The organism is Rhodoferax sp. LS1P39 (genome assembly GCF_056521425.1).
The window spans coordinates 253,715-269,183 of the sequence record NZ_JBWMAV010000006.1 but is presented as its reverse complement, the minus strand read 5'-3'; the positions used below and the strand labels follow the sequence as shown (position 1 = coordinate 269,183).

The window sequence follows — 15,469 nt, the reverse complement described above, 5'->3', positions numbered from 1 at the left end:
CAGGAACACGATGATGTAAGGCACGCCCACCTGGCGGGCCAACAGGATGTGTTCGCGGGTCTGGGGCATGGGGCCGTCAGCAGCCGAGCACACCAAAATAGCGCCGTCCATCTGGGCAGCACCCGTGATCATGTTCTTCACATAGTCAGCGTGGCCTGGGCAGTCAACGTGCGCGTAGTGGCGGTTGGCGGTTTCGTATTCGACGTGGGCGGTATTGATGGTAATACCGCGCGCTTTTTCTTCGGGCGCTGCGTCGATCTGGTCGTAGGCCTTGGCCTGGCCACCGAACTTGGCTGCCAGCACGGTGGTGATGGCGGCGGTCAGCGTGGTTTTGCCATGGTCAACGTGGCCGATCGTGCCCACATTGACGTGGGGCTTGGTGCGTGTGAACTTTTCTTTTCCCATTTTTCAATTCTCCAAAGAGCTAATTCCCGTGTCAGGTTTAACGTCTGCACAGTGTTGCTAGATCGCCTCGCACGGGAACAAGGCGGCACACCATCGCAGACAGGGGGATCGAACAGAACGGGGCCAGCCCCGTTCCATCAATTTTTTACTTGGCGCGGGAAGCCATGATGGCTTCGGACACGTTACGTGGTGCTTCCGAGTAGTGCTTGAATTCCATCGTGTACGTGGCACGTCCTTGGGACATGGAACGCAGCGTGGTGGAATAACCAAACATTTCCGACAGAGGCACTTCGGCCTTGATGGCCTTGCCGCCACCGACCATGTCTTCCATACCCTGGACCATGCCGCGGCGTGAGGACAAGTCGCCCATCACGTTACCGGCGTAGTCTTCAGGCGTTTCGACTTCCACGGCCATCATCGGCTCCAGAATCACGGGGCTGGCCTTGCGGCAGCCTTCCTTGAAACCAAAGATCGCAGCCATCTTGAACGCCAATTCGTTCGAATCGACATCGTGGTACGAACCGAAGTGCAGCGTGACCTTCACGTCGACCACGGGATAGCCCGCCATCACGCCCTGGGTCACGGCTTCGTTGATGCCCTTTTCGACCGCAGGGATGTATTCGCGAGGAACCACACCGCCCTTGATCGCGTCGATGAACTCAATGCCCTTACCAGGTTCATTGGGTTCGATCTTCAGCACCACGTGGCCGTACTGGCCCTTACCGCCGGACTGGCGCACGAACTTGCCTTCGGCATCTTCGACGGTTTTGCGGATGGTTTCGCGGTAGGCAACCTGGGGTTTGCCCACGTTGGCTTCCACGCCGAACTCGCGCTTCATGCGGTCAACAATAATTTCCAGATGCAACTCGCCCATACCGGCGATCAGGGTCTGGCCTGACTCTTCGTCGGTCTTGACGCGGAACGAAGGATCTTCCTGGGCCAGACGCTGCAAGGCGATGCCCATTTTTTCCTGGTCAACCTTGGTCTTGGGTTCCACGGCCTGGGTAATCACAGGCTCAGGGAACACCATGCGCTCCAGCATCACGATGGCCGATGGATCGCACAGGGTTTCGCCCGTGGTCACGTCTTTCAAGCCCACGCAAGCAGCGATGTCGCCAGCGCGGATTTCGCTGACTTCTTCGCGGTTGTTGGCGTGCATTTGCACGATACGGCCGATACGCTCTTTCTTGCCGCGGATCGGGTTGTAGACGCTGTCGCCCTTTTGCAGCACGCCGGAATAGACGCGCACAAAGGTCAACTGGCCCACAAACGGGTCGGTCATCAGCTTGAATGCCAGGGCCGAGAACTTCTCGCTGTCGTCGGCTTTACGCACGACGGGCTGTTCGTCTTCGTCGATGCCCTTGACCGGTGGAATGTCCACAGGCGATGGCATGAATTCAATCACGGCATCCAGCATGCGCTGTACGCCCTTGTTCTTGAACGCGGAACCGCAGTACATCGGCTGGATTTCGCTGGCGATGGTACGCGTGCGGATGCCCAGCTTGATTTCTTCTTCGGTCAAGTCACCTTCTTCAAGGTACTTGTTCATGTACTCTTCGGATGCTTCTGCAGCCGCTTCGACCATCTTCTCGCGCCATTCCTTGGCCAATTCGACCAATTCAGCGGGGATTTCACGGTAGTCGAACTTCATGCCTTGCGAAGCTTCGTCCCAGATGATGGCTTTCATCTTGATCAGATCGACCACACCGGTGAAGTTTTCTTCGGCACCGATTGGGATCACCATGGGCACAGGGCTGGCCTTCAGGCGCAGTTTCATCTGGTCCACGACCTTGAAGAAGTTGGCACCGGTACGGTCCATCTTGTTCACAAAGGCCAGACGTGGCACTTTGTACTTGTTGGCCTGGCGCCACACGGTTTCGGACTGGGGCTGCACGCCGCCCACAGCGCAATACACCATGCAGGCACCGTCCAGCACGCGCATCGAGCGCTCGACTTCAATCGTGAAGTCCACGTGGCCGGGGGTGTCAATGATGTTGATGCGGTGCTCGGGCAGGGACTTGTCCATGCCTTTCCAGAAGCAGGTGGTGGCCGCCGAGGTGATCGTGATGCCACGCTCTTGCTCTTGCTCCATCCAGTCCATGGTGGCAGCGCCATCATGCACTTCACCAATCTTGTGGTTCACGCCGGTGTAGAAAAGTACGCGCTCGGTCGTGGTGGTCTTGCCCGCGTCGATGTGCGCGGAGATACCAATGTTGCGATAGCGCTCAATAGGGGTATGGCGAGCCATTTTTCTCTTTCGTTAAAGCCACAAGCCCGCCATCCGCCAAAAGGGTGGAGCGGGCTTGTTAGCTTGAGGAGCTAAGTTGAGGACGTTTCTTAGAAACGGAAGTGCGAGAAGGCCTTGTTGGCTTCAGCCATACGGTGGACTTCGTCACGCTTCTTCATGGCACCGCCACGGCCTTCGGTGGCTTCCATCAACTCGTTAGCCAAACGCAGGGACATGGACTTTTCGCCACGTTTACGAGCAGCTTCTTTCAACCAACGCATGCTCAGAGCCAAGCGACGCACGGGGCGCACTTCGACTGGAACCTGGTAGTTGGCACCACCCACGCGGCGGGATTTCACTTCCACCATGGGCTTGACGTTGTTGATCGCCAGGGTGAAGGCTTCCACCGGGTCTTTGCCGGGGTTCTTCTTTTCGATGAACTCCAGGGCACCATAAATGATTCGCTCTGCGACCGCTTTTTTGCCGCCTTCCATGATCACGTTCATGAATTTGGACAGCTCAACATTGCCGAACTTAGGATCCGGCAGGATTTCACGTTTAGGGACTTCGCGACGACGTGGCATTTTTTCACCTCTTGATTGCTTCAGTTGGCGTCTTGGCAGACACCGCAAAAACCATTTTGGTTTTTACTTACTCGACCCACAGCGGGTCACTTCGCTGCATCACCGCGCCACGCGGGAAACAGCACCGATACATACTAAAAACCAGGGCTTACTTGGCTTTTGGCTTTTTAGCGCCGTACTTGGAACGCGACTGCTTGCGGTCTTTCACGCCTTGCAAGTCGAGCGAACCGCGCACGATGTGGTAACGCACACCGGGCAAATCCTTGACCCGGCCGCCGCGCACCAGCACAACGCTGTGCTCTTGCAGGTTGTGGCCTTCGCCGCCGATGTAGGAAATGACCTCAAAACCGTTGGTCAGGCGCACTTTGGCAACCTTACGCAGAGCGGAATTGGGCTTTTTAGGCGTCGTGGTGTAGACGCGGGTGCAAACGCCACGGCGTTGCGGAGAATTTTGCATCGCAGGGCTCTTGGACTTGATCGTTTCGACCTCGCGCCCCTGACGTACTAGCTGGTTAATGGTTGGCACTAAAGCCTCCTTGACAAAGAAAACGTCCCTAAACGTTTAAAACTAACAGACAACGTGAATCCCTTCGGAATCTTCCGAAAAGCCTTCAAGTATAGCTTTTTGGCAGCGTGCGTGCAAACACTATGCGGTTTGATGATGTTTGCAGGCGCTCACTTACCGGAATTACTTGATCCACAAACGGATCGCGTCCCAGGCGCGGCCGAAAATACCGGCCTGCTCCACGCCGTCCAGCGCCACCAGGGGCACGGTCAGCAGGGTTTGTTCGCCCAAAGTGACCTTCAGCGAGCCCACGGCCTGGCCCTTGGTGAAGGGGGCCACCAGGGGGTCGGGGCGCTGGATTTCGGTCTTGACCTTGGCGGCGTTGCCCGACGGCACGGCCACCACGATGGACTCGGTACGGCCCAGCTTCATGGTGGCTTCCTTGCCCTTCCACACATGGGGCGTGGCCACGGCCTGGCCCGCGTCGAACAGCTTAACGCCTTCATAGGCGGTGTAGCCCCAGTTCAGCAGCTTTTGCGACTCGTTCAGGCGGGCGTTGTCGCTGGCCGTGCCCAGCACAATGGTCAGCAGGCGGCGGCTGCCGACGTTGGGGAAGTCGCGCTTGGCAGTGGCGATCAGGCAGTAGCCCGCCGCTTCGGTGTGGCCGGTTTTCAGGCCATCGACGGTGGGGTCACGGAACAGCAGGCCGTTGCGGTTGTTTTCGTTGCTGACCGGGGTGCCGGGGTAGTGGTATTTCTTCATGCCGTCGTAGTGCGCGTACTCGGGGAAGTCGCGCATCAGGCGGGTGGCCAGAATGCTCAGGTCGCGGGCGGTGGTGGTGTGGCCGGCTTCGGTCAAGCCTTCGGGGTTGCGGTAGCCGGTGGCTTTCATGCCCAGCACCTTGGCTTGCGCGTTCATCATTTCGACAAAGCGCTCTGACGTGCCGCCTACGCCTTCGGCCAGCGCCATGGTGGCATCGTTGCCCGACTGGACGATCATGCCCTTGATCAGGTCTTCCACCGGCACCTGCATCTTGGGGTCGATGAACATGCGCGAGCCGGGCATCTTCCAGGCCTTCAAGCTGACCGGCAGGGTCTGGGTGAGCGTGATCTTCTTGCTGCGCAGCGCGTCAAACACCAGGTAGGCGGTCATCAGCTTGGTCAGCGAGGCCGGTTCGACCTGCATGTCCACGTCTTTGGCCAGCAAGACCTGGTTGGCCGTCACGTCCAGCACCATGTAGGACTTGGCGGCGATTTCGGGGCCGGCTACCGACTGGGCGGCAGCCACCAGGGACATGGATGCCAGCACGGGCGCGGCAACAGCCTGCAAAAAATATTTCATGGGAAGGGGGTTCAAATTAGGGTGATGCAATCACCAGAGCAAAGGGAAAACCCGTGTACGAGGGCACACGGGCTCGAAAGTTCAGACAGAGTTCAAGACCGCAGGTGGCGCAGCACCAGGTTTTTCAACAGCGGCAATTGTCCGTGAAAGAAGTGGCCGCCCGCGGGCACCACCGTCACCGGCAGCACCTGGGGCCGCGCCCAGTCCATCACCGAGGCCAGCGGCACGGTGTCGTCGAGCTCGCCGTGCACGGTCAAAGTACGGTCGTGGGCCTCGGGCGGCACCGGGGCCACGGTCCAGCGCGAAGTGGCCGTGCCCACCAGCACCAGTTTTTCAACCGGGCGGGCCGCCCACAGCGAGGCCACGGCGTGGCTGGTCACAAAGGCACCGAACGAAAACCCTGCCAGCGCCAGAGGCTGGTCGGCGGGGGCGGCCTGGGCCACCACGGCCAGCAAGTCGTCCAGCTCGCCCCGGCCTTCGTCGTGCACGCCCGCGCTGCCGCCCACACCCCGGAAGTTGAAGCGCACCGCGCTCCAGCCCGACTGCACAAAGGCGCGGGCGATGGTCTGCACCACCTTGTTGTCCATGGTGCCGCCAAACAGCGGGTGCGGGTGGGCAATGACGGCCACGCCGCGCGGTGTGCCCTCGGGGTGGTCGATGACCGCCTCGACCGCGCCCGCGGCACCGGACAGGGTCAAACGTTGGGTGGATGCATTCACGGAATTACTACCAAATTAATAGCTTGTCACGCTTATGGAATAAGCGCTAGAGGCCTAAAAAGCTTAAATTTAGCGGCCCAGGTGCGCGGGCGTCACCAGCCGCTCCACCACTTGGCCGTTCTTCAGATGCGACTCGACGATCTCGTCGATATCGCTCTCGTCCACAAAGCTGTACCAGACCGCCTCGGGGTAGACCACGGCCACCGGCCCGGCGGCGCAGCGGTCCAGGCAACCGGCCTTGTTGACGCGCACCTGGCCGGGGCCGGACAAGCCCGCCTTCTTCACCAGCGCCTTGCAGCGGTCGAAACCGGCCTGGGCGTTGTGGTGGGCGCAGCTGTCTTCGCCGTTGGTACGGTCGTTCAGGCAAAAGAAGATGTGGCGGCCGTAATACGACGGGGCAGTAGATTCAGTCATGCCGCTATTTTAGTTTTGCCAGACATCGGTCGGGCGATGCGGCCCACCACCACCACCATGGCCGCATACGGCCACAGCCAGCCCAGCCACTGCACCAGGCCCTGGAAACGGATGAACCGGCCCTGCTCCCAGGTGTGCAGGGTCTGCGCAAAGTACGGGCTGGTAGGGGCCTGGTTCAGCACGCTGACATGCACCGCCAGGGCCAGCAGCACCAGTGGCGCGCAGACGCGGCGCGGCAGCCACACCAGCGAACCCGCCAGCGTCAACCCGGCCCACAGGCCCACGTGCACCGGCAGGCTCAACCAATCCAGCGTATGGGCCGGGCCGTAGGTCAGCCCGGCCGACAAGGCCGCCGCACCCAGGCCCAACGCCAGCACCAGCGGGGCCAACACCGCCCGCCGCCACACATTGCGCACCACGCAGTAGCCCAGCAGGCAGGGAATCAGCACCCCCAGCAGCACGCACAGCAGTTCGGCACTGGGCACCAGCGGCTGCAGCTCGACATCGCGTACCGGCAGCCAGTCGAGAAACGGCGTGTCCTCCAGCGCGTCGGCCAGGGAAGCCTCCAGCCGCTCCAGCACCTGGCCCAGGCCCAGCGGCACGGCGGCCGGGAACAGCAAGGCCACCGGCCACAGCGCCAGCAGCACCAGTTCGCCGCGCGCATCGGCCACAAACCAGCGGTCTCGGAACTGGCTCCAGCGGTCGATCGCCCCAAACCGCTCCAGCAGCGACGCGGTCACTGCGCCCAGCAAGGCCCCGGCGGTGTTCAGCCCCCAGTCCACATTCGACGGCACCCGCACCGGCAGAAAGCTCTGCAGGGTTTCCATGCCCAGCGACAGCAGGCAGGCGGCCAGCGTGGCAGCCAGCACCGGGGCCCGGTCGCGCGCCGTGCGCAGGGCGCTCAGGGCAAACAAAAAGCCCAGCGGCGCATAGCCCGCAATGTTGATGCCCACGTCCACCCCGGTCCAGTACTTGGGCAGCGGCGCGGTGACGAAGAACCAGGGCGAAATCCCCTGGTCGCGCCAGCCGTCAAACGGGTACAGGCTGGCATACAGCACCAGCCCTACATAGAGCAGCGCGAGGGGCCAGGCGGAAGTCTTGTGCACAGCGCCGCCCCGTCCGTCAAAAAGGTTTGACCACCACCAGCACCACGATGCCCAGCAGCAGCAGTACCGGCACCTCGTTGAACCAGCGGTACCACTGGTGGCTGCGCATAGCAGCCCCGGCGCGCATCTTGCGCAGCAGCACCGCACAGCCGTGGTGGTAGCCCACCGCCAGCAGCACCAGGGCCAGCTTGGCGTGCATCCAGGCATTGCCGGGCCCGCGCCCGATGCCGTAGCCCAGCCACAGCCAGGTCCCGAACGCCAGTGCAGGCACAGCCAGAATGGTGGTAAAGCGCAGCAGCTTGCCCGCCATCAGCAGCAGCCGCTCCCGCTCGGCCAAAGAGCCCGGCGAGACCATCGCCAGGTTCACAAAAATTCGCGGCAGGTAGAACAGGCCCGCGAACCAGCTGGCGATGAAAACGATGTGGAGAGATTTGATCCAGAGCATGCGCAGAGTTTAGGCCGTGCATGCCAGGAATACGCCGCCCAAAAAAATACCCCGACCATCAGGCCGGGGCGGTAAGCCCGCAGGTGTTGCCACCGTAAGGCCCCGCTCAGGGAGGTAAAGCGGGAGGACGGCAAGCCGCCCCACGGGCAATTTAGCAAAGCTGAAGAGCCGGTTCAAGAGGGCTTACCGGGATACGAACCAGGATGGGGCACAATTTTGGACATGACCACTTTTGCCCCCTACCCCGCTGGCCGGCCGCGCCGCCTGCGCCGCACTGCCTTCAGCCGCAACCTGGTGCGCGAGAACACGCTCACCGCGCACGACCTGATCTACCCGGTGTTTGTGCTCGACGGCGAGAACCGCCGCGAGGCCGTGGCTTCCATGCCCGGTGTGGAGCGGCTCAGCCTGGACCTGCTGCTACCGGTGGCGGCCGAGTGCGTGCGGCTGCAGATCCCGGTGATGGCGCTGTTCCCGGTGGTCGACCAGTCACTCAAAACCTATGGCGGCGAAGAAGCCTTCAACCCCAACGGGCTGATCCCCCGCGTGGTGCGCGCGCTCAAAACCCACTACCCCGACCTGGGCGTGATGACCGACGTGGCCCTGGACCCCTACACCAGCCACGGCCAGGACGGCCTGCCCGATGAAAACGGCTACATCGTCAACGAAAAAACCATTGAAGCCCTGGTGCAGCAGGCCCTGGCCCAGGCCGCCGCAGGCGTAGACATCGTCGCCCCCAGCGACATGATGGACGGGCGCATCGGTGCCATCCGCGCCGCCCTGGAGGCCCACGGCCACATCCACACGCAGATCATGGCCTACAGCGCCAAGTACGCCAGCGCCTTCTACGGCCCGTTCCGCGACGCGGTGGGCTCGGCGGCGAACCTGGGCAAGAGCGACAAAAAAACCTACCAGATGGACCCCGCCAACAGCGACGAGGCCCTGCGCGAGGTGGCCATGGACATCGCCGAAGGCGCCGACATGGTGATGGTCAAGCCCGGCATGCCCTACCTGGACATCGTGCGCCGGGTGAAGGACGAGTTTGCCGTGCCCACCTTTGCCTACCAGGTCAGCGGCGAATACGCCATGCTCAAGGCCGCCGCCCTGAACGGCTGGCTGGACCACGACCGGGTGGTGCTGGAGAGCCTGATGGCTTTCAAACGCGCCGGTGCGGATGGCATCCTGACCTACTTCGCGCTGGATGCAGCCCGGCTGTTGCAGTCCTAAAACCATAGCTGCTTACGCTTATAGAATAAGCACAAGCGGCCTATTTCTTATAATTTTCAGCCCATGCGCATCTTCACCATCGTCGGCACGCTTGTGGCAGAAGTCAGCGCCCTGCCCACCGCGCCCGTACCCGGCGGCTTTGTCTGGGTGTCCTGCGGGCGCAGCGAGTTCGAGGCCCAGCAGGCGCAACTCCAGGCCGCGCTGCAACAGTTGGGCGGCCACCCGCTGGTAGACCTGCACGTGTCGGACCTGCTGAACGCACAGTTGCCCTCGCACTACGACTACACCTCGCAGTACGACCTGCTGGTGTTCCGGCGCTTGTCCACCGGGCAAGCCGATGCGGCACCCAGCCCGGTGGCCAAACGCAGCGGTCCGCCCATCCTGCGGCGCATCAACACCGACCCGGTGGGCTTTGCCGTGTTTGACGCGGTGTTGCTCACCGTGCACCCCGGCGACTGCGCGGTGCGCGACAGCTACGCCGAGCGGCTGCAGACCAGCGGCGCTCGCGTGCCCACCAGCCCGGCCGACCTGATGCTGCGCATCGTCAACCAGATGGTCGATGGCTACCTGGACCTGCGCCGCGAGCTGACCCGCCAGCTCGACCACTGGCAGGCCGAACTGCTCAAGCCTAGCACCCGTTTCAACAACTGGAGCGCGCTGCTCGACGCGCGGCTCACGCTGCACCAGCTGGACGACGTGTGCGAAGAGCAGCGCGCCGCCATCCAGGACTGGATCGAGGCGGTAAAAACCTGGCCCGAGGCCACCAGCCCCGCCGCCGCCCGCGAGCGCGAGCTGCTGCAGGTGCGCAGCCGCGACGTGCTGGAACACATCGAGCGCGTGGTGCACCACGTGCAGCGACTGGAGCACAGCGTGGAAACCGCCGTGCAAATGCACTTCAGCGTGCAAAGCAACCGCACCAACGACATCATGCGCACCCTGACGGTGCTGACCGCCATCTTCCTGCCGCTGAACCTGATTGCGGGCATTTTCGGCATGAACTTCGACTTCATCCCACTGCTGCACCGGCAGTCCGGCATCTGGTGGGCGCTAGGTGCCATGGGCCTGATCGCCGCCGCTATGGGTCTGGTGTTCTGGCGCAAGCAGTACCTCAAGCGCAGCAGCGGTTGAGTTAGGGATTAAATTGGCAGTCTGCGCTTATTCCATAAGCGCAAGCAGCTATCATTTACGCAGCAAATGGATGCGCCACCCTCCAAAAACCTCCGTCCAAGCGGTTAACCCAGCTCAGCCCGCACGCTTTTGCAGGATCTCGAACGCGGGCAGGGTTTTGCCTTCCAGGATTTCCAGGAACGCGCCGCCGCCGGTGGAGATGTAACCCACTTCCTTTTCAATGCCATATTTGGCGATAGCGGCCAGGGTGTCGCCACCGCCCGCGATCGAAAACGCCGCACTGTCGGCAATCGCGCGGGCAATCGTTTCGGTGCCATGGGCGAAGGCATCGAACTCGAACACGCCGACCGGGCCGTTCCAGACGATGGTGCCTGCGGACTTGAGCTGCAGTGCCAGGGCGGCAGCGGTTTGCGGGCCGATGTCGAGGATCAGGTCATCGTCGGCCACATCGGTGGCGGCCTTGACGGTGGCCACGGCATCGGCGGCAAAGGTCTTGGCGGTGACCACGTCGGTGGGAATCGGCACGGCGGCACCGCGCGCCTTCATGGCTTCAATCACCGCCTTGGCCTGGTCCACCAGGTCGGGCTCGGCCAGGCTCTTGCCGATCTTCAAACCGGCGGCCAGCATGAAGGTGTTGGCAATGCCGCCGCCCACGATGAGCCCATCCACCTTTTCAGACAAGGCTTTCAGGATGGTCAGCTTGGTGGACACCTTGGAGCCTGCCACGATGGCCACCAGCGGACGCTGGGGTTGCGCCAGGGCCTTGGTGATGGCGTCGATCTCTGCCGCCAGCAAGGGGCCTGCGCAGGCGACCTTGGCGTATTCGGCGATGCCGTAGGTGGTGCCTTCGGCGCGGTGGGCGGTGCCAAACGCGTCGTTCACGAAGATGTCGCACAGCGCGGCCATCTTCTGGGCCAGCTCGGGCTTGTTCTTCTTTTCACCGACATTCACGCGGCAGTTTTCCAGCAGCACGACCTGGCCGGGGGCGACCGTCACGCCATCGACCCAGTTCGCCACCAGCGGCACATCGCGGCCCAGCAGCTCGCCCAGGCGCTTGGCGACGGGTGCCAGGGAGTCTTCGGGTTTGAACGCGCCCTCGGTGGGGCGGCCCAGGTGCGAGGTCACCATGACCGCCGCGCCTGCGTCCAGCGCCATCTGGATGCACGGCACCGAGGCGCGGATGCGGGTGTCTTCGGTGATGGCACCGCTGTCGTCTTGCGGCACGTTCAGGTCGGCGCGGATGAAAACACGTTGGCCTGCGGCTTTGCCCTGGGCGCACAGATCGGAGAAGCGGATGACGTTCATGGCGGTGTCTCGGTAGGTTAGAGGGGGAAACCCGCCATTCTAGGAGCGCTATCCGCCCAAAGAGTTACCAACCTAAGCCAAGATGCAGCGGCAGGTAGACCGCCATGCCCGCCACGATGGTCAGCAGCACGTCGCGCCGCCAGAAGTACACCAGCACCCCGGCGGCGGCACCGAACAGCCGGGCATCCATCCAGGTGGCCAGCAGGTGGCCCTGGGTCATCAGCACCTCGGGCAGCACCACGGCAGACAGCGCAGCAATGGGGGCGTACTGCAGGCCGCGCTGGGCCCAGTGCGGCAGGCTGGCGGACTTGCGGGTCAAAAAGAAGAAGCAACGGGTGATGACGGTGATGGCCGCCAGCCCGAGGATGATGGCGATCGTTTGCCAATCGGTATGGTCGTTCATGCCACCGCCTTGCGACGCATTTTCTCGATGCTCATGCAGGCAAACACCGCCATGGCAATCGCCACCACGATGTTGAGCTTGAACGGCAGGTTGTAGGCCGCAATCGCCACCATGGCCGCCACCACCGCCGAGACGATGCGCAGCCGGGTACTGGCCAGCGAACACAAAATGCCGATCAGGCACAGAATGCCCGCAAAGCCCAGGCCCCAGGTGGTGGGGATGAAGTTGGCCAGCACCACACCGGCCACGCTGGCGGGCATCCAGCTGATCCAGCAGGCGCTGTTGCTGCCCGCCAGATAGGCCTCTTGGGCGTTTTGTGCCTCGCGCGTATCGCCGGGGTGGGCGAAGCGGCGGGTGAACATCACGTAGGTCATGTCGGTGGTCAGGTAGCCGTGGCTGATGCGCTCCAGCCAGGGCAGGTGCATCAGGTAGGGCCGCAGGTGCAGGCTGAACACCACAAAGCGCAGGTTGACACAAAAGCCGGTGGCCAGAATCACCCAGGCCGGGGCATCCACCGTGAGCAAGGGCGCGGCGGCCAGCTGGGAGCTACCGGCAAACACGGTCAGCGTCATCAGCAGTGCCTCCGCCAGGCTCATGCCCGACTTGGCCATGGCCACGCCGGTCATCAGGCCCCAGGCGACCATGCCGGGGGCTTGCGGCCACATCTCAGAGGCGCCGACGCGGAACTCGGGGTGGCTGCGGTTAGCGCGTTTGAGGAACATCCGGCGTGCTTTCAAACACCATGCCGGGCTGCACGTCGCAGCCGCGCAGGAAGTCGGCCACCGCCAGACGTTTGCCACCCGGGCGCTGCACCTGGGTGATGTTGACTATCGAATCCATAGCTGCTACCGCTATGGATTCGGGCGTGACAGCCACAATCGATCCATATTTTGTGCCTGCGGGCAAGGCCGCGTCCGACACCGTGGCGGCCCAGACTTTCAGGCTCTCGCCCGCCAGCAGCGTGGCTGCGCCGGGGAAGGGGTTGAAGGCGCGGATGCGGCGAGCTATGGTGTCGGCGCTCTGCGTCCAGTCAATCGCCGCCTCGCGCTTTTCGATCTTGTGGGCATAGGTGATGCCCTCGGTGGGCTGGGGCACGGGCACCAGGGTGTCCAGCTGCGCCAGGGCCTGCACCACCATCTTGCCGCCCAGTGCGGCCAGGGTGTCGTGCAGGCTGCCGGTGGTGTCGGTGGGGGCGATGGCTACGGATTCGACCAGCAGCATGTCGCCGGTGTCCAGCCCGGCGTCCATCTGCATGATGGCCACGCCGGTCTCGGCATCGCCCGCCTCGATGGCGCGGTGGATGGGGGCCGCACCGCGCCAGCGCGGCAACAGGCTGGCGTGGATGTTCAGGCAGCCGTGGCGCGGCACGTCCAGCACCCACTGCGGCAGGATCAGGCCGTAGGCCACCACCACCATCACATCGGCCTGGGCGGCTAGCAATTGGGCCTGGGCGGCGGCGGCTTCTTCCGGGTATTTGCCGTCCAGACGCAGGCTGCGCGGCTGGGCCACGGGGATGCCGTGGGTGAGGGCGTGTTGTTTGACCGGCGAGGCCTGCAGCTTCATGCCGCGCCCGGCCGGGCGGTCGGGCTGGGTCAGGGCCAGCACGACTTCAAAGCCCGCAGCCTGCAGTGCGGCCAGCGCCACCTGGGCAAACTCCGGCGTGCCCGCGAAGACGACGCGCATCAGGCCGCGTCCGAGCGGCCCAGCGCGCGGCGGGTCTTGAGCATCTTGCTTTTGATCCGGTTGCGTTTCAGGGGCGATAGGTATTCCACAAACACCTTGCCCAGCAGGTGGTCCATCTCGTGCTGGATGCACACCGCCAGCAGGCCTTCGGCCTCCAGCGTGCGCGACTGGCCTGCGCCGTCCAGCGCCTGCACCCGCACCTGGGTGGCGCGCTCCACGCCGTCGTAAATGCCGGGCACCGACAGGCAGCCTTCTTCGTTCAGCACGCGTTCTTCGCTGGCCCAAATGATTTCGGGGTTGATCAGCACCAGGGGTTCGGTGCGCTCGTCGGACACGTCGATCACGATCAGGCGCTCGTGCACATCTACCTGGGTGGCGGCCAGGCCGATGCCGTTGGCGTCGTACATGGTCTCGACCATGTCGGCGATCAGGGCCTGGATGCGTGCGTCCACCGCCTGCACGGGTCGTGCTAAGGTGTGCAGCTTGGGGTCCGGGTATTGAAGAATGGGAAGTAGGGCCATGGAATCTCGCCGAAATTGCAGGAGCTGGGCGCAAGGCGGCCAGCCGTATGTCGCTATTTTCGCTACTTTTGGACCCGGGGAAACCCCGGTGCGCCAATATTCGTTGCCCTGCTAGGGGCTTGGGCGCAGAATCGCCCGTAATTTGTCGTTAGTTTTCCGTCGGATTTGAGTCTGTTTGCAGACCACGCCAATAGCGGCACCGGCGGGCATTTGTGGTCTACCAAATATGAAATATCGAACAGCGGGAGTGGAGTCGCGTGGGGCTGTGGTCAGCGCCGCCATGGTGTTGACGGCCTTGTCGGCCAGCCTGTGGAGCCCGCTAGCCCAGGCGCAAGACTATCCCATCACCCCCGCACAGCAGGCCACGGCCAGCCAGGTGGCCCAAGCCGGTGTGCCCCTGGCCGCGCTGGCCCCGAATGCCCCCGACCACTACACCGTCAAATCCGGCGACACGCTGTGGGCCATTTCCGGCCTGTTCCTCACCACCCCGTGGCGCTGGCCCGAGCTGTGGGGCATGAACCAGCAAGACATCCGCAACCCGCACCGCATCTACCCCGGCCAGCAATTGTTTCTGTTCAAAAAAGATGGCCGGGCCACGCTGCAGGCGGGCCAGGCGGTGTCGGGCGACGGCATGCGCACCGTGCGCCTGTCGCCGCGCACCCGCATCGAGAACCTGGCCGACAACGCCTTGCCCACGCTGCAAACCCATTTGATCGAACCGTTTTTGGCCGAGCCCCTGGTGGTCGACCAAAACACCCTGGCGCTGGCCCCGCGTATTGTGGCCACGCAAGAAGACCATGTGATGCTGAGCCAGGGCGACCGCGCCTACGCACGGGGTCCGGCCAACGCGCCGCTGGTCGACAACAAGGGTCCGGTGCAGACCTTCCGCGTGATGCGCAACGCCACCCCGCTCAAAGACCCCGGCACCGGCGAAATCCTGGGCTATGAAACCCAGTACGTCGGCAAGGCCAGCCTGGTTACCAGCGAAGTGCAGCGCCCCTCCAAAGACCTGGACCGCGACGGCAAGCCCTTCATGGACATCATTCCCGCCAGCCTGGACATCGTCTCGGCCAAGGAAGAAATCCGCGTCGGCGACCGCCTGCTGACCGAACCCGAGCGCGAGCTGCTGAACTTCGTGCCCCGCGCCCCGGCCAAAGACATCGAAGGCCGCATTGTCTCGGTGTACGGCAGCGCGGTGGCCAACGCCGCCCAAAACCAGATCGTGGTGATCAACAAGGGCACGCGCGACGGCATCGAGCGCGGCCACGTGCTGTCGCTGTTGTCCGACGGGGCCCGCCTGCGCGACTCCACCGACCCCGGCAAGGCCATGATCAAGCTGCCCGACGAGCGCAACGGCCTGCTGATGGTGTTCCGCCCGTTTGAGCGGGTGTCCTACGGCCTGATCATGGAGATCAAGACCGGCGTGAAAATCGGCGACCGGCTGACCACACCCCGCTAA

The 15,469-nt window shown here is 63.4% G+C and carries 17 protein-coding genes; 3 read left to right on the top strand and 14 right to left on the bottom strand.

Annotation, left to right across the window (positions count from 1 at the left end; translation table 11 throughout):
- From AC097O_RS12760 to AC097O_RS12720, 9 genes are all read right to left on the bottom strand, one after another.
- The coding region (locus tag AC097O_RS12760; RefSeq protein ID WP_479593186.1) for a GTP-binding protein at positions 1–405 on the bottom strand (405 nt) is incomplete at its 3' end.
- 145 nt (positions 406–550) lie between these two features.
- A complete protein-coding gene (fusA, locus tag AC097O_RS12755; RefSeq protein WP_479593185.1) occupies positions 551–2,653 on the bottom strand; it encodes an elongation factor G in 2,103 nt (700 codons plus the stop codon).
- A gap of 89 nt (positions 2,654–2,742) precedes the next feature.
- A complete protein-coding gene (rpsG, locus tag AC097O_RS12750) occupies positions 2,743–3,216 on the bottom strand; it encodes a 30S ribosomal protein S7 (RefSeq protein ID WP_076196149.1) in 474 nt (157 codons plus the stop codon).
- Between the two features lie 148 nt (positions 3,217–3,364).
- Complete coding sequence (gene rpsL, locus AC097O_RS12745) at positions 3,365–3,742, bottom strand: 30S ribosomal protein S12 (RefSeq protein WP_011466063.1); 378 nt, start codon at positions 3,740–3,742, stop codon at positions 3,365–3,367.
- Positions 3,743–3,904: 162 nt separating this feature from the next.
- A complete protein-coding gene (locus AC097O_RS12740; protein WP_479593184.1) occupies positions 3,905–5,062 on the bottom strand; it encodes a D-alanyl-D-alanine carboxypeptidase family protein in 1,158 nt (385 codons plus the stop codon).
- 92 nt (positions 5,063–5,154) lie between these two features.
- Complete coding sequence (locus AC097O_RS12735) at positions 5,155–5,781, bottom strand: alpha/beta hydrolase (protein ID WP_479593183.1); 627 nt, start codon at positions 5,779–5,781, stop codon at positions 5,155–5,157.
- 69 nt (positions 5,782–5,850) lie between these two features.
- Positions 5,851–6,195, bottom strand: coding sequence for a (2Fe-2S) ferredoxin domain-containing protein (locus AC097O_RS12730; RefSeq protein WP_315188875.1), 345 nt, complete (start codon positions 6,193–6,195; stop codon positions 5,851–5,853).
- The gene (locus tag AC097O_RS12725; RefSeq protein WP_479593182.1) at positions 6,192–7,301 is read right to left on the bottom strand and encodes a VanZ family protein; all 1,110 of its coding nucleotides are present in this window, start codon (positions 7,299–7,301) and stop codon (positions 6,192–6,194) included. The genes AC097O_RS12730 and AC097O_RS12725 overlap by 4 nt, the downstream gene beginning before the upstream one ends.
- A gap of 16 nt (positions 7,302–7,317) precedes the next feature.
- Entirely contained in the window at positions 7,318–7,746 is a 429-nt protein-coding gene (locus AC097O_RS12720; RefSeq protein ID WP_479593181.1) for a CopD family protein, read from the bottom strand.
- A 222-nt stretch (positions 7,747–7,968) separates the two neighbouring features.
- On the opposite strand from AC097O_RS12720, the gene hemB reads away from it, so the two are divergent.
- Positions 7,969–8,970 carry a porphobilinogen synthase gene (gene hemB / locus AC097O_RS12715; RefSeq protein WP_479593180.1) on the top strand — a complete coding sequence of 334 codons (1,002 nt, stop codon included), beginning with the start codon at positions 7,969–7,971 and terminating at the stop codon, positions 8,968–8,970.
- Between the two features lie 63 nt (positions 8,971–9,033).
- On the top strand, positions 9,034–10,098 hold the full coding sequence (locus AC097O_RS12710) for a magnesium transporter CorA family protein (protein WP_479593179.1): 1,065 nt from the start codon (positions 9,034–9,036) through the stop codon (positions 10,096–10,098).
- Positions 10,099–10,212: 114 nt separating this feature from the next.
- Here AC097O_RS12710 and AC097O_RS12705 read toward each other — a convergent pair whose 3' ends face one another.
- The 5 genes from AC097O_RS12705 to def all read right to left on the bottom strand — a co-directional run bounded on the left by AC097O_RS12705 (position 10,213) and on the right by def (position 14,010).
- Positions 10,213–11,403 carry a phosphoglycerate kinase gene (locus tag AC097O_RS12705; protein WP_479593178.1) on the bottom strand — a complete coding sequence of 397 codons (1,191 nt, stop codon included), beginning with the start codon at positions 11,401–11,403 and terminating at the stop codon, positions 10,213–10,215.
- Positions 11,404–11,467: 64 nt separating this feature from the next.
- On the bottom strand, positions 11,468–11,806 hold the full coding sequence (locus AC097O_RS12700; RefSeq protein WP_479593177.1) for an AzlD domain-containing protein: 339 nt from the start codon (positions 11,804–11,806) through the stop codon (positions 11,468–11,470).
- The gene (locus tag AC097O_RS12695) at positions 11,803–12,528 is read right to left on the bottom strand and encodes an AzlC family ABC transporter permease (protein ID WP_479593176.1); all 726 of its coding nucleotides are present in this window, start codon (positions 12,526–12,528) and stop codon (positions 11,803–11,805) included. Before AC097O_RS12695 ends, AC097O_RS12700 begins: the two co-directional genes overlap by 4 nt.
- Entirely contained in the window at positions 12,509–13,489 is a 981-nt protein-coding gene (fmt, locus tag AC097O_RS12690) for a methionyl-tRNA formyltransferase (protein ID WP_479593175.1), read from the bottom strand. Before fmt ends, AC097O_RS12695 begins: the two co-directional genes overlap by 20 nt.
- Entirely contained in the window at positions 13,489–14,010 is a 522-nt protein-coding gene (gene def / locus AC097O_RS12685) for a peptide deformylase (RefSeq protein WP_315188828.1), read from the bottom strand. Before def ends, fmt begins: the two co-directional genes overlap by 1 nt.
- 226 nt (positions 14,011–14,236) lie before the next feature.
- Here def and AC097O_RS12680 point away from each other — a divergent pair, with 226 nt between their 5' ends.
- Positions 14,237–15,469: a LysM peptidoglycan-binding domain-containing protein gene (locus tag AC097O_RS12680; protein ID WP_479593174.1), complete on the top strand. Its 1,233-nt coding sequence runs from the start codon at positions 14,237–14,239 to the stop codon at positions 15,467–15,469.